The sequence below is a fragment of the Sorangium sp. So ce321 genome, assembly GCF_051530195.1.
Classification (GTDB): Bacteria; Myxococcota_A; Polyangia; order Polyangiales; family Polyangiaceae; genus Sorangium.
Window position 1 is genome coordinate 4,007,501 of record NZ_CP150329.1, and the last position, 25,574, is coordinate 4,033,074.

18 protein-coding genes, 1 tRNA gene and 2 rRNA genes (1 of these 21 cut by a window edge) are annotated in these 25,574 nt (G+C 71.6%); 10 read left to right on the forward strand and 11 right to left on the reverse strand.

Translation table 11 applies throughout. The features are described from left to right. The 3 genes from WME89_RS15480 to WME89_RS15490 all read left to right on the forward strand — a co-directional run. A 23S ribosomal RNA gene (locus WME89_RS15480) occupies positions 1 to 737 on the forward strand (it extends 2,272 nt beyond the left edge of the window). A 128-nt stretch (positions 738 to 865) separates the two neighbouring features. Beyond that, positions 866 to 982, forward strand: a 5S ribosomal RNA gene (gene rrf, locus WME89_RS15485). Between the two features lie 458 nt (positions 983 to 1,440). Then, a complete protein-coding gene (locus WME89_RS15490) occupies positions 1,441 to 3,720 on the forward strand; it encodes a biosynthetic peptidoglycan transglycosylase (RefSeq protein ID WP_438009917.1) in 2,280 nt (759 codons plus the stop codon). 129 nt (positions 3,721 to 3,849) lie between these two features. Here WME89_RS15490 and WME89_RS15495 read toward each other — a convergent pair whose 3' ends face one another. The 3 genes from WME89_RS15495 to WME89_RS15505 form a co-directional block, all read right to left on the reverse strand. Beyond that, a complete protein-coding gene (locus tag WME89_RS15495) occupies positions 3,850 to 4,350 on the reverse strand; it encodes a nucleoside deaminase (protein WP_438009918.1) in 501 nt (166 codons plus the stop codon). Positions 4,351 to 4,402: 52 nt separating this feature from the next. Continuing rightward, positions 4,403 to 4,476, reverse strand: a tRNA-Arg gene (locus WME89_RS15500). Positions 4,477 to 5,260: 784 nt separating this feature from the next. Then, positions 5,261 to 5,647, reverse strand: coding sequence for a hypothetical protein (locus tag WME89_RS15505; RefSeq protein ID WP_438009919.1), 387 nt, complete (start codon positions 5,645 to 5,647; stop codon positions 5,261 to 5,263). Between the two features lie 307 nt (positions 5,648 to 5,954). Between WME89_RS15505 and WME89_RS15510 the strand changes: the two genes are divergently transcribed. From WME89_RS15510 to WME89_RS15530, 5 genes are all read left to right on the forward strand, one after another. Continuing rightward, on the forward strand, positions 5,955 to 6,776 hold the full coding sequence (locus WME89_RS15510) for a redoxin domain-containing protein (protein WP_437666466.1): 822 nt from the start codon (positions 5,955 to 5,957) through the stop codon (positions 6,774 to 6,776). Between the two features lie 38 nt (positions 6,777 to 6,814). Further along, positions 6,815 to 8,218, forward strand: coding sequence for a VWA domain-containing protein (locus tag WME89_RS15515; RefSeq protein ID WP_438009920.1), 1,404 nt, complete (start codon positions 6,815 to 6,817; stop codon positions 8,216 to 8,218). Positions 8,219 to 8,234: 16 nt separating this feature from the next. Continuing rightward, the gene (locus tag WME89_RS15520; protein WP_438009921.1) at positions 8,235 to 9,767 is read left to right on the forward strand and encodes an acyl-CoA carboxylase subunit beta; all 1,533 of its coding nucleotides are present in this window, start codon (positions 8,235 to 8,237) and stop codon (positions 9,765 to 9,767) included. Between the two features lie 116 nt (positions 9,768 to 9,883). Further along, positions 9,884 to 12,319 (forward strand): S8 family serine peptidase, encoded by a 2,436-nt coding sequence (locus WME89_RS15525; protein WP_438009922.1) that lies wholly within the window; start codon positions 9,884 to 9,886, stop codon positions 12,317 to 12,319. Positions 12,320 to 12,480: 161 nt separating this feature from the next. Continuing rightward, positions 12,481 to 13,737: a pyridoxal phosphate-dependent aminotransferase gene (locus WME89_RS15530; RefSeq protein ID WP_438009923.1), complete on the forward strand. Its 1,257-nt coding sequence runs from the start codon at positions 12,481 to 12,483 to the stop codon at positions 13,735 to 13,737. On the opposite strand, the gene WME89_RS15535 is transcribed toward WME89_RS15530, so the two are convergent. From WME89_RS15535 to WME89_RS15550, 4 genes are all read right to left on the reverse strand, one after another. Continuing rightward, positions 13,724 to 15,286, reverse strand: a complete 1,563-nt coding sequence (locus tag WME89_RS15535) for a L,D-transpeptidase family protein (protein ID WP_438009924.1) — start codon at positions 15,284 to 15,286, stop codon at positions 13,724 to 13,726. The genes WME89_RS15530 and WME89_RS15535 overlap by 14 nt on opposite strands. A gap of 166 nt (positions 15,287 to 15,452) precedes the next feature. After that, entirely contained in the window at positions 15,453 to 15,611 is a 159-nt protein-coding gene (locus WME89_RS15540; protein WP_436617224.1) for a hypothetical protein, read from the reverse strand. A gap of 187 nt (positions 15,612 to 15,798) precedes the next feature. Continuing rightward, entirely contained in the window at positions 15,799 to 16,533 is a 735-nt protein-coding gene (locus WME89_RS15545) for an AgmX/PglI C-terminal domain-containing protein (protein WP_438009925.1), read from the reverse strand. 87 nt (positions 16,534 to 16,620) lie between these two features. Next, positions 16,621 to 17,457, reverse strand: a complete 837-nt coding sequence (locus tag WME89_RS15550; protein WP_438009926.1) for a metallophosphoesterase family protein — start codon at positions 17,455 to 17,457, stop codon at positions 16,621 to 16,623. Between the two features lie 202 nt (positions 17,458 to 17,659). Here WME89_RS15550 and WME89_RS15555 point away from each other — a divergent pair, with 202 nt between their 5' ends. Continuing rightward, positions 17,660 to 19,183: a cyclic nucleotide-binding domain-containing protein gene (locus WME89_RS15555; protein ID WP_438009927.1), complete on the forward strand. Its 1,524-nt coding sequence runs from the start codon at positions 17,660 to 17,662 to the stop codon at positions 19,181 to 19,183. A 29-nt stretch (positions 19,184 to 19,212) separates the two neighbouring features. On the opposite strand, the gene WME89_RS15560 is transcribed toward WME89_RS15555, so the two are convergent. Both WME89_RS15560 and WME89_RS15565 read right to left on the reverse strand, forming a co-directional pair. Beyond that, positions 19,213 to 21,372, reverse strand: a complete 2,160-nt coding sequence (locus tag WME89_RS15560; protein WP_438009928.1) for a DUF1565 domain-containing protein — start codon at positions 21,370 to 21,372, stop codon at positions 19,213 to 19,215. An 85-nt stretch (positions 21,373 to 21,457) separates the two neighbouring features. Continuing rightward, positions 21,458 to 23,146 carry a hypothetical protein gene (locus tag WME89_RS15565; protein ID WP_438009929.1) on the reverse strand — a complete coding sequence of 563 codons (1,689 nt, stop codon included), beginning with the start codon at positions 23,144 to 23,146 and terminating at the stop codon, positions 21,458 to 21,460. 251 nt (positions 23,147 to 23,397) lie between these two features. Here WME89_RS15565 and WME89_RS15570 point away from each other — a divergent pair, with 251 nt between their 5' ends. After that, a complete protein-coding gene (locus WME89_RS15570; RefSeq protein WP_438009930.1) occupies positions 23,398 to 23,769 on the forward strand; it encodes a hypothetical protein in 372 nt (123 codons plus the stop codon). Positions 23,770 to 24,082: 313 nt separating this feature from the next. Here the strand turns inward: WME89_RS15570 and WME89_RS15575 are convergent, their stop codons facing one another. Continuing rightward, on the reverse strand, positions 24,083 to 24,514 hold the full coding sequence (locus WME89_RS15575; RefSeq protein ID WP_437666443.1) for a hypothetical protein: 432 nt from the start codon (positions 24,512 to 24,514) through the stop codon (positions 24,083 to 24,085). Positions 24,515 to 24,802: 288 nt separating this feature from the next. Beyond that, positions 24,803 to 25,534, reverse strand: a complete 732-nt coding sequence (locus WME89_RS15580) for a hypothetical protein (protein ID WP_437625958.1) — start codon at positions 25,532 to 25,534, stop codon at positions 24,803 to 24,805. Positions 25,535 to 25,574 lie beyond the last annotated feature (40 nt).

A 25,574-nucleotide genomic window follows, 5' to 3' on the forward strand; every position in this document is an offset into this window, starting at 1 on the left:
TTGAAATACCACCCTGGGTATTCTGGAAATCTAACCTGGGCCCATGAACTGGGTCGGGGACACTGCCTGGTGGGCAGTTTGACTGGGGCGGTCGCCTCCTAAAAAGTAACGGAGGCGTGCGAAGGTTCCCTCAGCCTGATTGGAAACCAGGCGTAGAGTGCAAACGCACAAGGGAGCTTAACTGTGAGACCGACAGGTCGAACAGGTGCGAAAGCAGGCGTTAGTGATCCGGTGGTTCTGTATGGAAGGGCCATCGCTCATCGGATAAAAGGTACTCTGGGGATAACAGGCTGATCGCGCCTGAGAGTTCATATCGGCGGCGCGGTTTGGCACCTCGATGTCGGCCCATCGCATCCTGGGGCTGGAGCAGGTCCCAAGGGTTCGGCTGTTCGCCGATTAAAGCGGTACGCGAGCTGGGTTTAAAACGTCGTGAGACAGTTTGGTCCCTATCTGCCGTGGGCGTAGGACACTTGAGAGGAGCTGCCCATAGTACGAGAGGACCTGGGTGGACGTACCTCTGGTGCTCCGGTTGTCCTGCCAAGGGCATAGCCGGGTAGCCATGTACGGAACGGATAACCGCTGAAAGCATCTAAGCGGGAAGCCGGCCTCAAGACTAGGTGTCCCGGGCCGCAAGGCCCCTAAAGACCCCTCGTAGACCACGAGGTTGATAGGCCGGGTGTGGAAGCCGAGCAATCGGAGGAGCTAACCGGTACTAATAGGTCGTGCGGCTTGACCATACTTCTAAGGCAAACATCGAAGCGTCGCGCCCGGAGTTCGGGTGACGAGCAGCGTGACACAGCTGGCCCAGCGTAGAGCCCCGCGAGAAGCGGGCTCCGCGGGCTCCTAATGGACGCACCCACAAGTTTCCGGTGGTGATATCGAGAAGGTCACACCCGATCCCATACCGAACTCGGAAGTTAAGCTTCTTGGAGCCGATGGTACTGCCAGGGCAACCTGGTGGGAGAGTAGGACGCCGCCGGGATTTTCTTCAAACCTGCGCACAGGCATCGCCGTGCGCAGGTTTTTTTTTGCCCTCTGGTCGCCGTTGGCCAGGCGCCCTGGACCCCGGGCCGCGCGCCTTGCAGGCTCAGCGTCAGGGCGATCACATCGCGCGGTGTGATGGCATTTCCAGCCAGACACCTTGAGCCTTGTTCGCCCTCGGCGTCCGGGCTGCCGGCATCACCGGCTGCGAGCGCCGAGCAGGGCCTGGCACGCCAGGCGAGGCGCGGAACTGAAGTGGCTCCGGGCAGCCGCGAGGCAGCTCAGCGAGGTGGCCGCGAAGCAACTCGACGAGGTGGCTGCGCGAGATGATTCTGCGAGTTTCTCCCGGCGGCCAGGCGTTGCTACCCTAGGGGAACCTTGGGATCCAAGCGCTGGAAAGTCGCTGCGGGCGTCGGTGGTGCCCTCGGTTGCGGGCTCATCATCGGGTTTGCGCCTTTTGTGCGCTACCAGGCCGAGCAGGCAGCTGACGGATACGGCGCGTCGCTGGAAATCGAGCACGTCCGGCCCACATGGGGCGGCGTCTCGCTGAACGGCGTCGACGTCCGGCTGCGGGGCGCCCCGAGCGTCTCCATACGGCTGGAAGACGTCCACGTGGCGCTCGGCTTCTCGGGGCGCAGGGTGGTCATGCGCGGGGGAACGGTCGCCGCCGTCGGTCCGCGAGAGGTGATCCTCCGCGAGCTGGAGACGTGGCGTGCCGGGCAGCCTCCTGGTCGCCCGAGCACCGCCACGATACGCGGGGGCGGTAGCACCGAACTGGAGGGGCTGAGGCTGGTCTGGAACGATCGGGCCGACGCCCCCAGCGAGAGCCTGTCCGCGGCCGGGGTACGCCTGTCGCGCGCCGAGGGGCAGACGGCCATCTCCGCTCGGGAGGCGATGTTGTCCCTGGGACGCGCGGCCTTCTCGGTCCGAGAGGGCCGACTGGTGCTCGTCCGGGAGCAGGCGCGGTACCAGGTCAGCGAGCTCTCGGCTGCGGCCATCGACGCCGAGGTGGCGCTCCCGGAGGCCGAGCCGGAGCCCCAGCGGGCGCCAGAGCGAGGCGGCAGCACCCGACCGGCACAGGTCAAGACGGCAGCGGAAAGCCTCGCCGGGGACGACGCGGGCCAGAACCGCGGGGCCGCGATTCGAGAAGCCCTCTTGCGGATGGCCCGAGGGATCGATCTGGCGCTCGGCGAAGGCGCAAAGGTCGACGTGGCAGGCGTGACCGCGCGGCTGAAGCGAGACGCCGACATGCTCAACCTGGGACCCGGGAGCCTCGCCGTGCGGCGGGAGGCGGGCTCCCTCGTGGTGGAGCTCTCGCCGGGAGAAGCGGGCATCGCGGCCGTGGGCGCTGATGCCCAGCAGGCGCTCACATTTCGGCTGCGTGTGCCGATCAGCGACGCAAACGATACCTCGCAGGAGATCGTCGCCGACGTGCAGGGCGGGCCCATCTGGCTCTCGACCCTCGGCGTCCACGAGGGCGACATGGGGCTGTTCGACGTGGCGCGCACCTCGATCGTCAGCCGCGCGCGCGTCGTCCTATCAGCGGACGGCCAGGCGCTGGGCATCGACGGCGAGGGCAGGCTGAAGAACCTGTCCCTGCGGAGCGCAGCGCTCGCGGACGAGCCCATCGCCGGCCTGGATCTGGCGTGGCGCGCGAAGGCGAACGGCAAGCTCGACGGGTCCAAGGTCATCGCAGAGGACGCCGAGGTCGATCTCGGCGCGCTGAGGCTGATCGCGCGCGGTGAGTACGAGCGCGCCGGGGCCTCGCATCGGGTCCGCGGCACCTTCGAGGTGCCGCTCACGGCGTGCCAGTCGATGCTGGACTCGGTGCCCAGAGGGGTCGTGGCGAAGCTCCATGGCATGCGGCTCGCCGGCTCGTTCGGGATCGAGGGGAAGCTCCGCTTCGATACAGCCAACCTGGATCGGACGTTCTTGCTCGACTGGGGCGTCTCCAACACCTGCCGCGTGGCGGAGATGCCGTCGGAGCTGAGCGTCGACCGCTTCAAGCGCGCCTTCAGGCGCCTGGTCTACGGGCCAGGCGGCCAGCGCGTCGAGGTCGAGTCCGGGCCAGGGACCCCCGAGTGGGTCCCCTATGAAGACATCTCCCGCTTCATGGAGGTCGCCGTGCTGACCACCGAGGACGGCGGCTTCCATCGGCACCACGGGTTCGACGAGGAAGCCATCAAGAACTCGATCCGCGAGAACCTCCGCAAGAGGAGGTTCGTGCGAGGGGCGAGCACCGTCAGCATGCAGCTCGCCAAGAACCTCTACCTGGAGCGGACCAAGAGCGTGGCGCGCAAGCTCCAGGAGACGCTGCTCACGATGTACCTCGAGCAGGAGCTCACCAAGGAGCAGATCATGGAGCTCTACCTGAACGTGGTGGAGTTCGGGCCGCTGGTCTACGGCATCGGCGCCGCCGCGCGGCACTACTTCAACGCGTCTGCGGCGCAGCTCTCGCTCGGACAGGCGCTCTACATCGCGTCGATCCTGCCCAACCCGAGCGTGCAGCACTTCGGTGCCAGCGGCGAGGTGACGCCGGCATGGAGCGGGTACCTGCGCAAGCTCATGCAGATCGCGCACAGGCGCCAGCGGATCTCCGACGAGGAGCTCGAGAAGGGGCTTCAGGAGACGGTCGTGCGAGGCTCCCCAGCCCCTCACCTGGCGCCGCGTCAGCCCGCCGGGGAAGGCGGCGAGGAAAGACCGGAGGAGGAGCAGGGCGATGGGTGGACCGCGCCGTGACCCCCGCCACGCGCGACCATGGCCACGTCGAATCCCGCCCCGATGCGCGCGAGCCGCGGCTGAGCCGCGCACGAGCGGCATCGATACGCGCGAGCCGCGGCTGAGCCGCGCACGGAGCGGCCCGGGCAGTCAGCGCTTGAGCGCAGCTGTCCGCAGCTTCGCGAAGAACGCGCGAAGCAGGGCGGCGCACTCGTCGGCAAGCACGCCCGACGTGACCGTGAAGCGATGGTTAAGCCGATTGTCGCGCCCGATCGTGAAGAGCGTATCGACCGCTCCCGCCTTCGGATCCGGGCAGCCGTAGACAAGCCGCGCTATCCGGGCATTCACGAGAGCGCCCGCGCACATGGGGCACGGCTCCAGCGTCGCGTAGACGGTCGCCCCCTCGAGCCGCCACCGACCAAGCTGCCTGGCCGCCGCTCGCAGCGCGTCCACCTCGGCATGCCCGGTCGGATCCTGATCCACCTCGCGCCGGTTCCGGCCTCGCGCCAGCACGGACCCGTTCGCGTCGACGATGAGCGCCCCCACGGGCACGTCGCCGCAGGCTGCCGCAGCCTCCGCCTCCGCGAGCGCCTCGCGCATCCGCAGCACGTCAGTGCCGTCCTCCGCCTGTCCTGCGGCGGAGAGGAGCACATCTGCTCCGTCGTCCATGAGCGTCTCAGGAACTGTCACACTACCGATCAGGCGCGCCCAGGAAGATTCGAACTTCCGACCCCCGGCTTCGTAGGCCGATGCTCTATCCAGCTGAGCTATGGGCGCTCTGGTGAAGACAATCTGCAAGGCGTGGCTACGCCACCACACTCTTCGTGTCGCGCTCGTTTGCGCGAAGTGAGTGCCGGCGTTTATACGGCCTGGAGCGTGCTGTCAAAGAAAAAGTGATTGGGCCGGTGCGGGCCCGCTCAGACGCACGGCTCTCAGCCTCGAACGCCGCGCGATTTCGTCCGCCTCGTCCTGGGGCCTCCGCCCCTCGGCGAAGATGAGCCTGCTGGCTGGAGCGTGTCTGCCACGCCCGGCGAGCGAGCCGCGCCGTCCCAGGGGCGGCGATGTCATCAGAGCCGACCACCGCGGCAGCTGCTGGACGAAAACATGGCGCGCGGCGATTCCCTCGAGGAATGGCCGCGCGCTTTCACACGCTCTCGATCCGCAAGGCGAAGCTCAGGCCAAGCCAGAAGTAACGGAAGAGATCGTAAGCCAAGCAGCTGCTGAGCTATGGACGAGGCGAAGTAAGCGTCAGCCGAGCGACCAAGCGCAAGCGCAAGCCAATGAGGCGCATCGGGAAGGAGGAGCCGCGAGATGCTGCAGCCCCCAGCAAAAGCGCGGTCAATTCCGCCTTGAGCAGCCTCTGTGCCATCTCGCGGCGTCGTCCGCAGCAAGCTTTCGGCGCGCGCCCTCCAGCGGAATAAGCACGTTTCGTGACGGTTTCTCCGCAGGTTCCGAGCTCCTGAACGTCGATGCCTCGGGCAACGTTGTCGCGTCGGAAGCCGTGCGTCGCAATCTTTGCGGACCGAGGTAGCTGACCACCGGGAGTCTGTGACGCTATGCGCTATCGGGGCCCCCCGAAGAGATGATCGTGCGGGGCATCAGCATGGCAGCGCCTGCAGAGAGGCAAAGCGCCACGGTGCGTGGATGTGCCCTGGGGCGTGAGCACGACGTACTCCCAGTCGCCGCCGTCAGGGTCATAGCCGGCCGGTCGCTTCACCATGGCCAGAAGCGTCACCGGTTCCGACGAGCTCGCCGGATAGTGGAACTCGACCAGGGCCGCGCCAGGCGGCAGGACGCGCTCCGGGCCGAGCAGCGGGTAGGGGCTGGCGGCCGCATTGATCCGCACCTCGGCCTCCATGTCGCCGGTGAAGTGCTGAGAGCGAGCTCGACCCGTGGCGGGCTTGAAGCTCGCGAGCTGGGCGGAGAGCTCCCACGTGACGGGCTCCACGGCCGGTGGGGCGGCGGTCGGCGCGGCGGGCGCGCGCGGCTCGGTGGCGGCGCTGGTGCGGTCCTCGAGCCAGTCCGATGCAGCCGCGGCAGGAGCTCGCGGGCCAGAGGGCGCACAGCCGAGCGGCAGGGGCGCCCATCTCGACGGAGGCCATGCCGCCGCCCCGAGCATCGCGGAGGCAAGGGACAACGCGGCGAGCGCGGCGAGCGCGAACCGCGCAGAGAGGCGGGGTCGGGACCGGGACCGCACCGGGCGAGATGCTACACTGCCCGGGATGCACCTGGCCTCTTCCAGGCGAGGCCGCGCGTTGCGCGCCCTCTTCGCTGCAACGCTGGTCGCGCTGTCGGGCGCCGCGCTGGTGGGAGCCGCCTCGCACGCGGCGGCCGAGGAAGCGTCACGCCGCGCCTGGCTGGGCGTGGAGCTGGAGCCCGGCCCGGCCGGAGGCGTGATCGCGCGGCACGTCGTCACGAGCTCGCCGGCGGCCAAGGCGGGCATCGCGGACGGCGACCATGTCGTCGCGGCGGATGGCGTCCCGCTCGAGGATCCGAAGCAGCTGGTCGCCCGCGTCGCGCTCGCTGGGCCGGGGAACGTGGTGAACCTCCGGATCCGGCGCGGCGGCCGAGAGCGCGACGTGGCGCCGACGCTCGTGCCGTTCCCCGGGCACGATCAGATCCTGCGCCTCGACAAGATCGGCACCTTCGCGCCAGCCTGGAAATCGCTCGCCACCGTCGCGGGGACCGTCCCGGCGAACGTCGGGGCCCTGCGTGGAAACGTGGTCCTGCTCGATTTCTGGGCCACATGGTGCGCGCCGTGCCGGTTGATGGCCCCGCAGCTCTCGAAGTGGCACGCGACGTACGCCGCCCAGGGGCTGCGGGTCGTCGGCGTGACGAGCGACAGCGTCGGCGTCGCGACGAAGACCGCGCAGGCCCTCTCGATGCGCTACGCGGTCGCGGCCGACGCCTCGGAGTCGACCTCCGGGGCGTACGGCGTCAAGGCGCTCCCCACGATGTTCGTGATCGACAAGAAGGGCGTCATCCGCGATGTGCTGGTCGGGTACGACCCCACCCGCCACGCCGAGGTCGAGAAGCTCCTCCAGGCGCTGCTCGCGGAGCCGGCGCCGTCACCGTGACGGCTGCAGGGCCGCGCAGGCCCGCCGGGTAGCCTCCGATGCTGCTCTCCATCGACGAGTTCCTCTGGGCGCTGCGCCGCGACGGCTTCGCCGTGTCGACGGCGCAGGCGATCGACGTCGCGCGCGCGTGCGCCCTGGTCGGGTTCGAGCGCCGCGCGGCGCTGCGGGACGCCATCGGCGCGGTGGTCGTCGACCGCGCGGCCGACATCCGACGGTATCACGCCGCCTTCGACCGCTTCTTCGCGCCCGAGGGCGCGCACGTCGGGGATCTCTGGGCGCGGCTGCAGGAGCGCGGGTTCTCGGCGAGCGAGCTCTCCGCCCTCCGCGATCTGCTGACCGCCGCAGCGGAGCGGAGCGGCGTCTCCGGCGACGCGATCGGGTTCCAGGCGCTCGCCGGGACCGCGGGGGAGCTCGACCGAGCGCTCCAGTCGGCGGGGATCGCGCGCGCGCTCGCGCCGATGACGAGCTCGCTCCAGGTCGGGTTCTTCGCGCAGCGGGTGATGGATCAGCTCGGGGTGCCGGCGGTCGCGAGCGCGCTCCGGCGGATCCGGAGCGCGCTCGAGGAGGCGCTCGGCGAGGACCGGGGGCGGGCCCTCGCGGAGGCGCTCGGCGCGGAGCTGGAGCGGATGCGGCACCGCGTGCGCGAGCACGTGACGCTGTCGCTGCGGCGCTTCGAGGGCGAGGAGCCCGCGGTCCCCGGCCGCATGGATGTGCCGTTCGCGTCGCTCGGGGAAGGAGAGATGGAGGAGGTGCGCCGCGCCGTGAGGGCGCTGTCCGAGCGGCTCCGCGGCGCCGAGCGGGTCCGCAGGCGCCGCGCGCGGCGCGGCAGGATCGACCCCCACCGGACCCTGCGGCGCAGCCTCCAGACGGGCGGCGTGCCGTTTCACCCGGCGCGGCGGGCGCGCCGGCGCGACAAGCCGCGGCTGATGGTCCTGTGCGACGTGTCGGACTCGGTCCGCGTCGCCGCCAGATTCATGCTCGAGTTCGTCTGTGCGGCGCAGGAGCTCTTCGACCGGACGCGGTCGTTCGTCTTCGTGAGCGAGCTCGCCGAGACGACCGAGCTCTTCTCGGCGATGCCGACGGGCTCAGCGCTCGAGCGCATCCAGCGCGGCGAGGTGGTGAGCCGCGCCCACAACTCGAACTACGGGCGCGTCCTCAGCGCCTTCGAGCAGCGCTACGGGCGCGACGTCGACAGGCGGGTGACCCTCGTGATCCTGGGCGACGGACGCACGAACTACTTCGCGGACCAGGCGGAGGTCGTCAGGAGGCTCCGGGACCGGGCGCGGGCGCTGCTCTGGCTCTGCCCCGAGGGGCCCGGCGCCTGGGGGACGGGCGACAGCGCGATGCTGCGCTACGCGGCGGCGTCGACCAAGGTGCTGGTAGCCCGGACGGCGCGGGAGCTCGAAACAGCGGCGCGGGAGGTGGTCGCCCGGCGCGCTTAGGGCTATGGGTCGCGCCATGTCGCTCGATCAGAAGCTGAGGGAGCTCACGGCGCGCATCGAGAAGGGGGGCGCGCAGAAGTACCACGACAAGAACGCGGAGCAGGGCAAGCTGTTCGCGCGGCAGCGGGTCGCGCTGCTCCTCGACGAGGGGAGCTTCATCGAGGATGCGGCGCTCGCCAACGCGCTGGATCCCGAGCTGCCGGCCGACGGCGTCATCACGGGCACCGGGACGATGGGCGGGCGCCCCGTGTGCGTGATGGCGAACGACTCGACGGTGAAGGCCGGCTCGTGGGGCCGGCGCACCGTCGAGAAGATCCTGCGCGTGCAGGAGACCGCGCGGCGCCTCAGGTGCCCGCTTCTCTACCTCGTCGACTCGGCGGGCGCGCGGATCACCGACCAGATCGAGATGTTCCCCGGGCGGCGCGGCGCGGGCCGGATCTTCTACAACCAGGTCGAGCTGAGCGGCCTGGTGCCGCAGATCTGCCTGCTGTTCGGACCGTCGGCGGCGGGCGGCGCGTACATCCCGGCGTTCTGCGACGTCGTGTGCATGGTCGAGAGCAACGCGAGCATGTACCTGGGCTCGCCGCGGATGGCGGAGATGGTGATCGGCGAGAAGGTCACGCTCGAGGAGCTCGGCGGCGCGCGCATGCACTGCTCGGTCTCGGGGTGCGGGGACGTGCTCGTGAAGACCGAGGAGGAGGCGATCGCCTTCGCGAAGCGCTACGTCGCATTCATGCCCCAGAGCTCCGCGGAGGCTCCGCCCCGCGTCGAGCCGAGGCCGGAGAAGCCGGGGCAGCGGCCGCTCGAGGACGTGATCCCCGCCGACGAGAACAAGCCGTTCGACATCATGGCCGTGATCGACGCGATCATCGACGAGGGCAGCTTCGTCGAGATCAAGAAGCTCTACGCGAAGGAGATCATCACGGGGCTCGCGCGCGTCGAGGGGCGCGCGGTCGGGATCGTCGCGAACCAGCCGAAGTACAAGGGCGGCGTGCTGTTCGTGGACTCGGCCGACAAGGCGGCGCGGTTCATCTGGCTCTGCGACGCCTTCAACATCCCGCTCCTGTACCTCGCGGACGTGCCCGGCTTCATGATCGGGACCGTCGTCGAGCGGCAAGGGATCATCCGCGCCGGCGCGAAGATGATCGCCGCGGTGAGCGAGGCGAGCGTGCCGAAGCTGTCCGTCATCGTGCGCAAGGCGTACGGCGCCGGGCTCTACGCGATGTGCGGACCGGCGTTCGCGCCGGACGAGTGCATCGCCCTGCCCTCGGCGTCGATCGCGGTGATGGGGCCGAGCGCCGCGGTGAACGCCGTGTACTACAACAAGATCCAGGCGATCCCGGCGGGGCCCGAGCGCGAGGCGCTCGTCCAGAAGCTGCGCGACGAGTACCGGGCCGACGTCGACCTGGAGAAGCTCGCGAGCGAGCTCGTGATCGACGCGATCGTCCCGACCGGGAACCTCCGTCGTGAGGTGGCGCGCCGCTTCGAGCGGTACGCCGGCAAGGTCGAAGAGCGTCCGCGCAAGAAGCACCTCGTGCCGCCCGTGTGAGCGGCGCGCGCCCTCACGCCGCGCCGCGCGCGTGGCCGGCGAGAGCGCGGGGCGGGCGGCGAGGGCGACGTGCTCCGTCGGCCCGGTCGCGCGTGAAGGTGGTGTAGACTCGTGGCGTGCTAGCCCTCAGGCTTCCGCTCTCCCTCGCGTTGCTCGGCCTCGCTCTCGCGACGGGGGAGGCGCGCGCCGACGCACCCTCCCCGGCGATGGCGCGCCTGCTCGGCTCGCGCACGGGCCGGCATCCGCTCGCCGATCCGCGCGGGCGCATCGCCGTGCTGGTGCCGCTGCCCGCCGGCGCCGATGCGCGGTCGCTCGGGCTGCTCCCGGTCGCGCCGGGCTTCGGGGCCGTCCGGCTCGCGCCCGGCGACGTCGGCGCGTTCTCCGCCGCGCACCCGGAGCTGTCGCTGCTCACGGGACCGCCGCGGCAGCCGCTCCTGGATCGTTCCAAGGGGTGGATCCGGGTCGAGCCGTACCGGAAGGCCACCGGCGCGGACGGGAAAGGGGTGATCGTCGGCGTCGTCGACACGGGCATCGACGTGACCCACCCGGATTTCCGGGACGAGAACGGCAAGACACGCATCAAGTGGATGCTGCAGGCCGGAGGCCCCAGAGGGCTGCAACCATTGCTCGAGGACAAATACGGGTGCGATGACGAGGACCAGTCCTCGTGCGCGATCTTCTCGGACGTCGACATCGACGCGATGCTCGCGAAGGGCGAGTCGGGCGTCCCCCGCGACATCACGGGGCACGGCACCCACGTGGCATCCATCGCGGCAGGCAACGGCGGGCCGATGGTCTCCACGCGGCCGCGCTACGTCGGGGTAGCGCCCGCGGCGACGATGATCGTCGCCGCTCCCTCGCGGCCCGGCGAGGGCTTCGACGATCTGGACATCCTCAAGGCGGTGCAGTTCATCTTCGACCGCGCCGACGAGCTGAACATGCCGGCGGTCGTCAACCTGAGCGTCGGGAGCGACTTCGGGCCCCACGACGGGACGAGCCCGCTCGAGGTAGGCCTCGCTGCGATGGTCGGCGGCGAGCACCGGGGGCGCGCGATCGTCGTCGCCGCCGGCAACAGCGGCGCGCTGTACGAGGTCGATGGCGCAGGACCGATGGGGATCCACACCGAGGCGCACGTCTCGCCGCACGCCGAGACGCGCGTGCCCATCCGCACGCCGAGCGCGTCGAGAGGGCAGGGGTACGTCTGGATCACCTTCCGGCCCGGGGACGAGGTGTCGGTCGGCCTCGAGGGGCCAGGCGGCGAGGAGTGGATCGGCCTGGTCGAGCCCGGAAGCGACGCGGGCTACACCGGCGACGACGACGAGACGACCGGCGCCGTGATCAACCGGCTCGCGAACGGGAAGTCGCCCATCACCGCCGCCACGAACAGCGCCGTCGTGGCGTTCAGCGGGGCGTGGAAAGCAGGCGAGTTCGCCGTCCGCCTGCAAGGCCGCGGCGACGCGCAGCTCTGGGTGACGGGGCTCGGCGATGTCTCGCCGTCGCACGACCTCGGGCTCCTGTTCACGCGCGGCATCAAGCAGGGCACGATCAACGTGCCCGCGAGCCACCCTGAGCTGCTCGCCGTGGGATGCACGATCAACCGCGTCAGCTGGAAGCCGCAGGGGAGCACGGCGAGCGTGCGCCTCATGAGCGTCGACGGCGAGGACCTCCAGGAGGATAGCGCCTGCTACTTCAGCGCGGCCGGTCCCACGCCGTTCGGGGTGGCCAAGCCCGAGATCAGCGCGCCGGGCGGCCTCGTCGCGGCGGCCATGGGGCGGGGGGTGGACCCGCGCGACGGGCACGGTGGGCTGTTCGACATGCCCGGGTGCCCCGACGACAAGCCCTGCTTCGTCGTCGACGACTACCACGCGATCGCTTCGGGCTCTTCGATGTCGGCGCCGCAGGTCGCCGGCGCGATCGCGCTCCTCTTCCAGATGAACCCGAACCTGAGCCAGGCAGAGGTCACCGAGGTGCTCCAGGCTGGCGCGCGTTACCCGAAAGGCGAGGTGCCGCTGGACGCGCAGCTCGGCGCCGGCGTGCTCGATCTCGAGGGGGCGCGGCTCGCGCTCGAGGCGGTCGAGGCCGCGGGTGACGAGCCGGCGCTCGATCGGAGCTGGTACGTGCTGTCGAGCACCTACGCCAGACCCGACCCGTCATGGCCCGTCTGGGGGACGATCGAGATGCGGCGCCCGGACGGCTCCCCCTTGGGCGGCCTCGACCACAAGCTCACGGTCGCGCTCCGCGGCGGGGTGATGCACACGCCGCTCAGGCAGGTTCGCCGCGGGCTGTGGCGGTTCGCGGTCGCCGCGCCGCGCGGCTCCGGCGGCTCCACGCTGACCGTCGACGTGCTCTACGACGGGACGTCGCTCGGCGCGCGCGAGCTCCCGGTCGGGAGCGATGTATGGATGGCGAACGGGGAGCTCGAGGCCGCGAGCAGCGCGTGCGCCTGCGCTGCGGCTGGCTCGGATCAGGGACCATCGCCGGGCCGCGCCGCCGGCGGGCTGGCGAGCGTCCTCGCGGCGGCCCTTGCCGCGCGCCGGCGCCTGCGCGGCTGAGCGCGGCCGCGGCGAGCGCCGCCGAGGTCAGACGCTCTACCTCGGCGCCAGCGTGAGGCTCGCGCCCGGCTGCCATCCGGCGCCGTCCATGTCACCGTGGCCGAGCGACAGGTCGGGACAGGCCACGACCGCGGCAGATCAGGGACGCGATGGAGAGACAGGTGAGCGCAGATCGACCCCCCACTGCAGAGACGGACGCGGGGCGAACGGCCGCGGCGAGGCCGCTGCGGTTCGCGGCGCGCACCGGCTGGGATCTCTCGGAGAACCGGCTCGCGTCCGTCCTCGCCGAGGCCCGCCGCGCAGGCCGCGCGCTGGTCGACTTCACCGAGTCGAACCCGACGCGCTGCGGGATCATCGAGGCAGCGCCGCTCGTCGCGCGGCTGGGCGAGCCGCGCGGCTCCAGGTACGCGCCGCTGCCGCTCGGCGATCCCGCCGCGCGCGCCGCGGTGTCGCGCTACTACCAGGAGCGCGGCCTCGACGTGGATCCGGCGGGCGTCGTGCTGACCGCGAGCACCAGCGAGGCGTACGGCTGGCTGCTCAAGCTGCTCGCCGAGCGCGGGGACGACGTGCTCGTCCCGGTGCCGTCCTATCCGCTGCTCGAGTACCTCGCCTGCCTCGAAGACGTCGCGCTCACGCCGTACCCGCTCCTCAAGGAAGAAGGGTGGCGCATCGACCTCGGCGCGCTCGAGCGCGCCGCCGGCGAACGGACGCGCGCGGTGGTGCTCGTGCACCCGAACAACCCCACCGGCTCGTTCGTGCGCCGCGACGACGCCGCGGAGCTCGAGGCGCGCGCGGCGGAGCGCGGCCTCGCCCTGATCGTCGACGAGGTCTTCGGCGACTACGCGCACGGAGCGCTCCCCCCGGACCGCCTGCCGAGCTTCGCGGGCCGACGGCAGGCGCTTACCTTCGTCCTGAGCGGGCTCTCCAAGGTGATGGCGCTGCCGCAGCTCAAGCTCGGCTGGATCGCGGTCTCGGGACCGCCGGAGCTCGCCGCCGCGGCCGTGGAGCGGCTCGAGATGATCGCCGATACCTACCTCTCGGTCGGCACCCCGGTGCAGCTCGCGCTGCCCGAGATCCTCGCCGCGCGCGCGCCGGTCCAGCGCGCGATCCTGGCGCGCGTGCAGGCGAACCTCACGGCCCTGGACGCAGCGATCGCGGCGCGCGCCGGGGGCGCGCTCCGGCGGCTCCCGGTCGACGGCGGCTGGTACGCGACCCTCGAGGTGCCGCGCGTGCTCGACGAGGACGGCTGGGTCGAGCTCCTCGTGCGCGACGAGGGCATCATCGTTCACCCCGGCTACTTCTTCGACATGCCGCGCGACGGCTTCCTCGTGGTCAGCCTGCTGCTCGATCCGGGCGTGTTCGAGGCAGCCGCGCTGCGGCTCGTCGACCGGATGGCGCGCGCGATCAACGGTGGATGAGCACCACCGTGGAGCGGCCGGCGTCGCGAGAGGCGCGCAGGCCGTGCCACCCCTCCGGCACCGGCGGGTCGGTCCAGGCGAACATCTGCTTCGCGTCGATGGGGGAGAGGTTGACGCAGCCGCCGCTCTTCAGCTCACCCCAGGCGTCGTGCCAGTACGCGCCGTGCAGCGCGTGCGGGCCGTGGAAGTTCTGCACGAACTGCACCTCGGAGTGGACGATGTTGTCGTTCGAGCTCGACACCATCGTCGCCGTCACGAACTTCCCGTCGATGCGGAAGCGCCCGGTCGGCGTGGCCGCGGTCTCGATCGCGGGGATGTCCTTCTGCGGGACGCCGCCGCGCCCCGGCGAGATGAGCGTGGCGAAGACCGGCGTGAGCTCCTCGTAGGCGACGAACCAGCCGCCGAGCACGCTCACCTCGATCCACTTGCGCGGCGGCGAGGAGGGATCGTTCTCGCCCTCGAGCGGCGAGCGCTTCGCCGCCTCGACCACCACCGCGTCGTCAGCGAGCACGTAGATCCCGGCCTCCTGTGTCTCGAGGAACCGTTCGCCGTCCTCGACCTCGGCGCGACCCGTGAGCCCCACGGAGGCGAGCCGGGCGAACGACGCGCCGGTCGGCTCGAAGCGGCCGCCGGCGCCCCGTTGGTACTTCGGTCGATCGGTCTTGCGGAAGAACGCGAGCGGGAGCGAGCGCCCGTCCTTCAGCCATACGCCCTGGAAGCTCGAGCGCGGGTAGGGCTTCAGCCGGTCCTTCGGCATGAACGTCTGGTCCGAGGTTACCACCCAGGTCCGATCCTGCGCGTCGAACACCTCGGTGAACGCCACCGTCGAGCCGTTCACGATCCTGTCGCGGCCCTCGCGCACGAGATCGCCGAAGGGGAACAGCGCCGGGGCCACGACGCCGGCCGGCTTCAGGTCGACGCCCACGAGGGCCTCGTCGATCTCCCGGATGGCTTGCTCGCTCGCGCCATCAGCGGCGCGCACCTTCGCGACGTTCGCGAGGTGCTCTTCCAGATCCCACTCGGCGCGCCGCTGCTCCTTCGCGCTCGGGAGCGCGCGGTAGCGCGGCGCGCCGGTCGACTCCGCGTAGTTGTAGGGCCACGGGGAGTCGGTCCGGGGCGCGTGCGGCCGCAGCGCGGCAACGACAGGGTCGTTCGGGTCGACCGTGGCGCTGGCGCCGGCGCAGATGTAGCCCCGCGGCTCGATGGCGTACCACGCGTCGCAGCCCTCGCCCGGCGTCCGCGCGGCCTCGAGGCTGCCGCCGCGCAGCGCGACGGAGCCGCCGAGCCCCAGGTAGCCGCTCCAGCCCCGCGTCGGGTAGGGGCCAGGGTTGATCCAGGCGAACCGCGCCCTCGAATAGATGCGCGCGCCCTCCTTCGCCGCGTTCGCGGGCGGCGTCACCTCGGCCCCCGCCGGGGCCGGCGCCTTCTCGATGACCGCTGCCTCGACGACCGCCCGGCGCGGAGCGTCCGCTTCCGATGGGGCGCGCGGTGCGTTGACCTCGGGAGGCGTCTCGGGTGCGTCCGCCTCGACGGGCGCAGGCGATGCCACGGAGGGGCTCTCTTCGGAGCAAGCGGCGGCCCCCGACGCGATCGCGCACGCCAGGGCGGCGAGGAGCAAGGAGGACGGTGAGCTAGCCATGCAAGCGTGGGAGACTACTTGCCGGGCACCGCCGCGGACAAGCGAACGGCGCCGGCGCAGGCTGCCCAGGCTCGCTTTACAGCCTGCCGAGCACGGCCACCACGAGCAGGATCACCCCGACGAGCGCCGCGGTGATCACCATGAGCTTCGCCAGCCGCGCCTTCAGCCACCTCCACAGGACGAGGCGAACCACTTTCCACAAGAGCGCCAGGATCTGCCAGAGGACCTTGCCCACGGCGAGAGCGTAGCGCAGTCCCGTGGCGCGCGCCCCCAGCAAGGACGGGAGATTCGACGCCCGCTCGAGGGGCCCGGCACAGCCGCCACGCCAGACAGGCCCGGGACACAGGAGCGCACGTCCACCCGCCACCCCCGCCAGCGCTGGACCGGCGCACGGGCGACCGGCAGCGGGCGGTGAGCGGTCGTCAGTCGATATCCACGCTTACCTTCGAGGCGTAGCTGCCGGGGGAGGGGAAGGTGATCTCGCGGAGCGCGCCCGCGACGCACTCGGCCGCGTCCTCGCCCCGTTCGTCGGCGCTGGACACGCCCACGCTGAGCGGCTTGCCGTCGGTGTCGATGTAGAGCGTCGCCTTGAGCTGGCTGGCGCCCGCCTGGCTGCGGCAGGACTCGAGCGCCGGCCGCGCCTTCTTGTACGGCGTCCCGAGCTGGTCGGGCGTCCACGGCACGGGCGGGCGCTCGTCGCTGCTCGGCTCGAACGTGAAGCTGTTCTCCGCCAGGCCCTCGCCTCCGACCGGCTTCGGCCACCGCGTCGCCTTCAGGACCTTGAGCATGCACGCCTCGGTGTCGCGATCGCCCAGGGTCGAGTCCTTCACGAACGCCCAGCGCGCCGAGCCGTCCTCGGCCACCCGGACCTTGAAGCGGATATCGCCGCCGAGGTAGGGGATCCGCTCGACGCCCTTCTCATAGCAGCGCGAGAGCCGCGGCGAGGCGCGCTGGAACGCCGCCTGGACCTTCTCCTCGTTCATCCCGCCGATCTCGGACCTCGAGCTCATCGACGGGCGCGACGTCTGGACTGGCTCGGCGTCGAGCAACTCCGGCTCCGCGGGCGTGGGCGCGGCGCCGCCACAGCCCAGGACGGGCGCGAGCGCCGAGACAGCAACGAGGGGGGTGGAGGCCCTGAGCAAGCGAGTGAATTTCATGATCCGCCGGCGACTCTATACGAGCCACGTCTTTGGCGGAAAGAGGGCATTGATGGGCGTACGCCGCTCCAGTGCCTGTGAGAGATTCTACGCCATCGCCAGCGCCGACGCGCCGCTCCAGACGCTCGTCCGCTCTGAAAGGACTCGCCCATGACGCACGCGGTAGAGGCGCAGCGGGGATGGCCCATCCACGAGCGCCTGCGCGCAGAAGATGCGAGGGGGCGCGCCAGCGCGCACGGGCGCGTCATTTTCGCGGTGTGTATGGCCGTGGATCACGTGGAGGTGGTCGTGCTCGTGGAGCAGCGCCATCAGCTCGCTGCTGTTGACGAGCCCGTCCAGCCATTGCATCGCGCCGATCGGGTGCCGGAGCGGCGGATGGTGCTGCGCGAGCACGAGCGCGTCGCCCGAGCGCCGCGTCCCGGCCGCCAGCGAGGCGACGCGCGAGAGCTCGCGCGCCGCGATCGCGCCCGCCGAGCGGGTCACCGGCTGCGCCACGGCCGTGGACACCGCGGTCACGATGGCCCCGGGGAGGGCGACGGTCGCCCCTCGACCGCTCGTCGCCGCGAAGGGGCGGAGACAGCCGAGGAGGGCGCGCTCCCACGCGTCGCCGCATGTATACGCGTCGTGATTGCCAGGCACCAGGGTGACGCGCGCCGGGTCCCAGCCGCTCTCCGACAGCACGGCGGCGAGCACCTCGAACTGCGCGGGAGTCCCGTCCTCCGTGAGGTCGCCGGTGAGCACCAGGTGGTCCGCCCCGCTCCGCCGCGCCTCGATGAGCGCAGCCAGCGCGCGACGGCGGCGCGGCGCCGCCTCGATCGGGCGGCCGAAGCTCAGGTAACGAAGCCGCCACCGCGCGGCGCCGCGGCGCCGGTCGTGATCCGCCTCGAGGAGATGAAAGTCCGTGAGGTGCGCGATCGTCGTCATCAACAACATCGTGACATCGGACCCACGTCGATCCCGCGACATCGACGCAAGCTCTCGGCGACGCAATCCGCCCCTCCGATAGGCGCTGTTTCGACCGGACACCCGTCCTCCCTGAGCGGCAAGGAGGCGCGATGTGACGCCCCGAGGCCGCGCTCGCGACGCGGTTGTGACAGGGGCGGCCGGCCGCCTACCATCGGCCGCCATGCGGGGTGCCGCTCACATCACGGACGTTCTCGTGCGCATCGCGTCGTCGGGCGCCATCGGTATCGGCGTCGCTGCGGCGCTGCTCATCGCGGTGCGGATGCTGGCGCCGCCAGCCCAGCGCGGGAAGCTGCGCCTGCCGGTCGTGCTGCTCTGCTTCCACGTGGCAGCGCTGCTCGCCCGGCTGCCGCTCGCTCCGACGTCGTCGCTCCACCGGACCCTCTCGGTCGTCTCGCTCTTCTTCCTGCTGACCGCGCTCGGTCGCGGCGCCTTCCTCCTCGTCGTCGACCTGATCCTCGGCGTGCGCCTCGGACGGCCGCTGCCCCGGATCATCCACGACATCATCCAGGGGCTCGTCTACGCGGGCGTCGTGCTCATCACCCTCCGCGCGGCGGGGGTCGAGCCGGGATCGCTGCTCACCACCTCCGCGCTGCTCACCGCGGTGATCGGCCTGTCGCTCCAGGAGACGCTCGGCAACCTCTTCGCCGGCCTCGCGATCCAGGCGCAGCGGCCGTTCGAGGTGGGGGACTGGATCCAGGTCGAGCCAGATCCGAGGCTCATCGGGCAGATCATCGAGATCAACTGGCGCGCCACCAAGGTGCTGACGAACGACCAGGTCGAGCTCACGATCCCGAACGGCACGCTCGCGAAGAGCACGATCCGGAACTTCACGAAGCCGACCGTGACCGCGCGGCGGACGATCGAGGTGCAGGGCCCCTACGAGGCGCCGCCGCCGGTCGTCGAGCAGGCGCTGCTCGGCGCCGTCGCGTCCGTGCCAGGGGTGCTGCTCGCGCCGCCGCCCTTCGTGCTCACCGCGAGGTTCGACGACAGCGGCATCACCTACCATCTCTGCTTCTTCATCGACGACTTCGCCCGCCGCGACCGCGTCGACTCGGCCGTGCGCCAGCGGATCTGGTTCGCGTTCCGCCGCGCGGGCATCTCCATCCCGTTCCCCATCCGCACCGTCCGGATGGCCGAGGTGTCGCCCGAGTCCCGGGAGCGCAGCGAGGCCGACGAGCGGCAGCGCCGCCTGCAGTCGCTGCGCGTCGTCGACTTCCTGGCCGCGCTGCCGCCGCCGCTCCTCGACCGGCTCGCGACGCTGTCGAAGACCTGCCTCTACATGGTCGGCGAGGTCGTGATCCGGCAAGGGGCCGCGGGGCACGAGCTCTTCATCGTGCAGTCGGGCGAGGTGTCGGTCATCGTCGGGCGCGAGGGCGGCAGCACGGCCGAGGTCGCGCGGCTCGGCCCCGGCAAGTTCTTCGGCGAGATGTCGCTGATGACCGGGGAGCCGCGCAGCGCGACCATCCAGGCGGTGAGCGATTGCGAGCTCGTGAAGGTCGACAAGGCGGCGTTCCAGGAGATCCTGGCGGCGGCGCCGGGCATCGCCGAGAAGATCACGGAGGTCCTCGTCGCGCGCCAGTCGGCGCTCGACGAGAACGTCTCCGTGCGCCGCGCCCGCGCCGGCGCGGAGGAGGCCAAGACGACCGCGCTGCTCGGAAAGATCCGGCAGTTCTTCTCGCTTTAGTCACACGGCGGGGGCACGCCGTGGGCTCGCTACGGCGCGGGCGTGGCGCTCGCCGGGACGGGGAGGTCGCCCGACGTCACGCGGTCGCTCTCCTCGTTGTCGTCGAAGACGTTGTCCTGCGCCACCGTCGGCGCGTGCGCGCCCTGCACGACCAGGCCGAAACGGTTGCCGGTGGAGCGCGAGCGCGCGAGCGCGCCGTCGCTGTCGCTGAAGAGCAGCCCGGCGCGCGCGCAGCCCTCCACCTGCACCGAGCTCACCTGCGCCGTCGAATCAAGGACGAGTAGGCCGTCGCCCAGGTCCGGCAACGACGGCACCTGCCCGTCGCCGCCCAGCGTGGCGAACCTCCCGGCCTCGACGCCCTGGACGAGCGTGTCCTCCACCGTGCTCGGCGAGGAGAGCAGCAGCAGGCCCGCCACGCGGCTCTCCAGCACCGCCGACCGCTGGACGACGATGCCCGACGCCCCGCCGCTCAGCAGGCCAACGCCGCCCATGCCGTCGCGCTCCTCCGGTCGCGTGCGCTCGACGAGGCTGTCCGTGAGCTCGAGGTCCGCGCCCTGGAAGGCGGCCACGCCGGCGACGTGGGCCTCCAGGACATAGGTCGACGCCAGCGCGGCGCGCGCGCCCTGCACCAGCACGCCGGCGGCGCGGTCCCGGTGGAGCGGGCTCGCGCGGGTGCCCTGGACGACCACGCCCCGCGACGAGAACTCCCCGCCCGACACGAGCAGCCCGACGTCGCCGGCCTCACGCACGAGGCTCGACGACAGCGAGAGCTTGCCGCCCCGCTGCTCGACCGCAACGCCGAGGCGATCGTGCGCCGCGGCCTCGCCCTGGAAGAGGTTGCCGGAAGCCTCGACCTCCGTGCCTGCATCCGTGACAACGAGCTGCGCGTCGCACGCGCCGGACAGCACGCTGGACTCGAGCGTCGCGCGGGCGCCCTGCTCGACGGTCACGTCGCGCGCCTCCGGCACCCCCTCCGCCGGGGCCGCGACGAGGCTGCTCGCCGCCACGAGCGCCGCGCCGGCGCCTGTCACCAGCACGCCCGTACGGTGATGGACGAGGGCGCTCGCGCCGAGCCGGAGCGTGCCCGCCTCGAGCTGCACACCGACGCTCCCGCCCGCCTCCGCCTGCGGGGCCGTGTCCTCGAGCAGGTTGCCATCCGCGACCACCTCCTGCGCGTCGGAGCTGATCCGCAGGTTGACGGTGCCGTCGACCAGCGCGTTCTCGGTGAGCTGCGCCCGCGCCCCCGAGACGACGAGCACGTTCGTCCAGCCGTCTCCGGTGCCCTCGCCCGCCCGCGCGACGAGGCTGCGGGACATCTCGAGGCTCGCGCCCGGGAGCGCCACCACGACGCCGCTGCCGCTCGCGCCCGTCACGCGGACGTCGCGCACGGAGACCGTCGCCGCCTGGATGAACAGCCCGATGGAGGGGCTGGTCACGCTCACGCCGCGAATCCCGGCGCCCTCGACGTCGTGGAACCAGACCGCGCTGACGTTGCCGCTCTGATCGCTCTGCTCGCCCCGGAGCATGACCCTCGAGGCGCACCGCCCGACGATCTCCATGGGCCTCGTGATCTCGAGCGGCTCGTCGTACTCGCCCTCTGCCAGGACGACCCGCCCGCCCGCCTGCACCGTCGCCAGCGCCGCCGCGAGCGTCGTGAACGGCCGCTCGCGCGAACCGGCGCCGTCCTCACCGCCGTACGCCGGATCGACATGAACATCGCCGGGCATCTCGACGACTTCGCCCCAGGGCTCCGAGCCGCAGCCGTCCGGCCCATCGATGGATATACACCCTCGCTGCGGGACCGCGAACGTCCCCTCCGGGCACCTGGCCATCGTGGGATGGCAGGCGCCGCCCTCGACGAACTCCATCGCACACCCGGGGATCCCGACTTCGATGCAGCCCTCGTCGTGCTTCGGCACTGTCCCGGGTGAGCACCTGTCGAGCGCGGGACGGCAAAGGCCGTCCTCGTCGATGAAATCGTCGACGCAGCCCTGGATCCCCACCGGCACACAGCCGCTCGAGCTGCCGAGTTGCCCCGGCGCACACCCCGGTCCACCGCCCTCGCCCGGATGGGCGCTGTACGGCGGGAGATCGGTGCCCTCGCAGCCGAGGAGCGAGACCGCCCACAGGGTCGTCGTCAAAGAGAAGAGGTACTGGAATGTCGTGAGTCCAAGCTTCGCGCGCAACACCCCCACAACGTAGCAGATGCGCTCCATGCGCATGCCGGCAATGCGCGCTTTTCCGCGCCGTCCCTCGGCGCTCGAGACCGGACATTCAGGGGCGTGACCCGGACAGCTGTACGTCGGATCGAGCCCAGGCGCGCTCGAAGCGCTCCTGTGCGGCGTCTGCCTCCTCTTCCCTGCCCTGTGCGCGCAAGCTCTGCTCGAGCCCACGGAGAGACCAGCCATTCTGTGGGTTCCGCCGCAGATCCTCCCGGTAGACGGCCTCCGCGTCGCGCGCGCCACCGGCCTTGAGGAGCGCCGCGCCGAGCGTGTGGCGGACGGGCTCGGGCCAGTCCGGCGGCTCGAAATAGCGCAGTGTGTCCTCGACGCGCGCGGCCGCCTCCAGCAGGCGGACCGAGGCGCCCGTCTCGCCGCGCTCCGACGCGATCTGGCTCTCCAGCACGAGCGAGGCGATCTCGAGCAGGTCCTTCGCGCGGTTCATGCCGATCTTCGCGTCGCCGGGGACCTCGGACGACGTCGCCCGGAGCGCCGCCGCCTCGCGCGCGGCGCCGTCGGGGCGCCCCTTCGACGCGAGCGCGCGCCCGCGCGCATAGCGCCATATCCCCGTCGTGTAGCGCTGCTCGGGCGGCGGCGCCGGCTCCGCGAGGACGTCATCCCACCGGCCGAACCGGACGAGCGCGAACAGCGGCGCTGGCCGGAACATCTCGAGCATCGGCATGTGCCGCACGTCGTGGTCGGGCACCGCGGCGACGGCCTCCCGGGCGGCGCGCAGGGCGACGGCGCCGCGGCCCTCCATGCTCGCGGAGACCGAGAGGAAGTGAAGGTTGTGCGGGAAGTACATCATCGGATAGATGCCCTCCGGTCGCCGCTCGCGGATGTACCGGCGATCGACCTCGACCGCGCGCTCGTTCGCGTCGGAGGCGTCCGCGTAGCGACCGACGCGCAAGAAGATGTGCGACGGCATGTGCACGAGGTGCCCGGCGCCCGGGGCCAGGCCGCCGAGCCGCTCGGCGCTCGGCAGCGCCCGCTCCGGCGCGCGCGACGCCTCGACCGCGTGGATGTAATAGTGGTTCGCGCCCACGTGACCGGGCTCGCGCCGCAGGACGCCCTCCAGCGTGGCGACGATCTCCTCGGTCCCGGGCTGCGGCCGGCCGTCCAGCGTCCAGAGGTCCCACGGGCGCAGGTCCATGAGCGCCTCGGCGAAGAGGACGCTCGCGTCGAGGTCGTCGGGGAAGCGGCGGGCGAGCTCGCGCATCGCTCCCGCGTACGCGCGGTCGAGGGCGGCGCGATCGACGCCCGGCGCGGTCGCGTGGCGGCTCGCGAGCGCCTCGATGTACGCGCGCTCGGGCTCGCTCGCGGACGCGGCGAGCGCGCGCGCCTCCTCGATGGCCTCGAGGGCGGCCTGCTCCCGCGCCGGATCGGCCGGCTGGTTGATGTTGGGGCCGAGCGCGAGCGCGACGCCCCAGCGCGCCATGGCGAGGCCGGGATCGAGGCGCGCGGCCTCCTGAAACGCCCTCCTCGCCTCGTCGTGGTTGAAGGCGTAGATGAGCCTCAGCCCCTGATCGAAATAGCGTTGCGCGAGCTGCGATGAGGTCGTCACGGGGTGATGAAGAGAGCCGATATCCGCAAACAGGGGGACGACCTCGGCGTCGGGCGCGTCCGCGGCCCCCGGGCCCGGCTCCGCTCCGGGCGAGGCGGGGCGCGGCTCCGCGCCGCACGCCGCGAGCGCGGCGCAGGACAAGAGGAGGGGCAGGCTGAAGAGCGTGCGTCGAGCTGTCATGGGCACCTCGCTGGAGCTCCGATCCGCGGGCTCCGACGGTTCTACATCCCTCGCGGGGTCGCTTTGCCTTGGGCACCGGCGTCCGGCGTGAGCGCCGAGGTCGAGCCGGGCGAGGGCCATGCACGCGCGGTTCCCGACGCGCGGGAAGGCAGCGCACAGAAGACGCGGGTGCGCCCAGGCTGATCGCCGCGCCCGCGCTGCCAGCGCGATGCTCGATGGACGGACGGCGCGACTTGCGGCAACCTCGATCCATGACGACGTGCAGGGATGAAGCTCGCCGCTGGGTTCACCGCTACGCCATCGGCGGGGCCGCTTTCGCCGCCCTTCCGCTCCCGATCTCCACCTCGGCCGGGCTCGTCGCGATCGAGACCCACATGATGTCGATGGTCGGCGAGATCTACGGCGAGAGCGTGGGATCCGTGGTGACGACCGCCGCCGGCGGGAGCTTCGCGATCCTCGGGCAAGGCCTCAAATTCCTCGCCACCCGGGCTGTCGGCTTCGTCCCCGTGATCGGGCCGATCATCAAGATGACCATCGCGGGGCTGACCATCGAGGCGATCGGCCACGGCGTCGTCGGGCACTTCGAGCGCAAGTACCCGGGCAAGACCTTCCAGAAGGCGTGAGCCGCGCGCGCGGACGAGGCGGCCCGGCACGTGCGCGCGCGCGATGAGCCGCGCGGTGCGCGATGAGCCGCACGACGTGTGCGCGCGGGGCGAGCCGCGCACCGCGCGCGGCTGGCGGCGCAGCGCGCGTGCGTCGAGGCGCGCAGCGCTCTGAAAGACCCTCGCGGCGCGCGCGCGACGAGCCGCGCAGCGCGCTCGATGGCTAGCACGGCGCGCTGAGGCCCGCGCGGCGTGCCACGCGCCGACGCGCGGTGCTCCCGGTCAGCCCGGGCGCAGCGCGCGTCGCCGCTCCGCCATCGATGTCCTTCTGCCGTCAGTTCTCGCAGCCGCTGCAGGCCACGGGGCAGGTGCCGTTCACCGGATCCTGACAGAGCAAGACAGGCATCTCGGCGCTGGTGCCGAAGTCGCAGCAGAGCGTGCCGTCGGTGCAGCACGCCTCGCCGCAGCAGATGCCCTCTTCGCACCCGAACTCGGGAGCGCAGGGATCCTTGCACTCGCCCTGGATGCACGCCTGCTCCGGAGCACAGGGGGTGCCGCACGTGCCGCAGTTGTGCGGATCGTTGGCCAGGTTCACGCAGGTCGGGCCACAGCACGAGAGCCCTTCCTCGCACGTGCACGCCACGCCGCCGGCGCCTCCCTCGCCGCCCGCGCTTGTCGTGGTGACGCTGGTGGTCGTCCCGACGTCCCCGCCCGCGCCGCCGCCGGACGAGCTCGATACGGTGATGTAGTTCGGCAGAAGGTTCACGCTGCCCGGGTCAGCTTCACATCCAGCAACGGCGAACAATGCAGCCAGCGACGCCAACGCGATCACCCGATGACAGGGCATGAGCACCTCCAAACCAAGCATGACACTACCACGGAGGGTCACGTTCCTACGAGGGGCATGGCGCACGACGCGGCGCGTGCTGCCGCGTCATCGCGCTGCTCCCGTCATCGCGCTGTCGCGCTCGGCGCGCTGTCGCGCCGGCGCAGCGCGACGGGGTATCCGCAGCGGGACGGCGTATCCCTCCATGGTCGCGGCGCGCCTGCGACATCAGGGTGTGATGAGCTTGCAGTCCGACAGGAGCCCCGTGTACCAGTCTTCGGTCCTGTCGAGCCACGCGCCCTCGCTCGTCCAGCGGATGCCGGGCCTCTTCATCCGGCCTTCGACGGTGTAGGTGCACTTCACCGCGAACCGTGCGGACGGGAGCTTGCTAGTGAGGACGGGCTCGCTCCAGAGGCCGGCCGCGAGGAACTGGACGCGATCGGTGGTGGTGTATGGGCGGAGCAGCTTCTTGTCGTCCGCATCGCCCTTCGACCACCCCTTGCTGGGGGACTCGAACGCACAATGCCGTCCGTTGACCTCCTCGGCCGACCAGCAGGCGAGATCCTTGATGTCCGTGGACACCAGGGTGACCTCGACCTGGGCCTTGTCCCCGGTCTTCCACTTGGGGCCGGCGGTGCCGGCCGCGGGCTCACGCCCGAAATAGGCGAACGCCGCGGCCAGGCCGCCAATGATGATGAGGAACAAGATCATGCTCTTGCCGAGCGACCCGCCTTGCGGCTGGGCGGCCGCGCGAGGCCGCGCGCCGGGCTTCTTGCCCGCGGGGCGCCGGGCGGCACCCGCCTGCTTCGCAGGCCGCGAAGCCCTCGCGGGCGCCGCGGCTTCTGCAGGCGGAGCGGCCCGGCTCCCGCCGTCCTCCTCCGCGCTGGTGTCCTTCGCGCCGGCCTCTTCGGAAGGCGCGTCCTCGTCGGGGCGGTCTTTGTCTTCGGAGCTCGTAGCCATCGCGGCGCTTTATGTACCGGAGCGCGCTCCCGACTCAAGC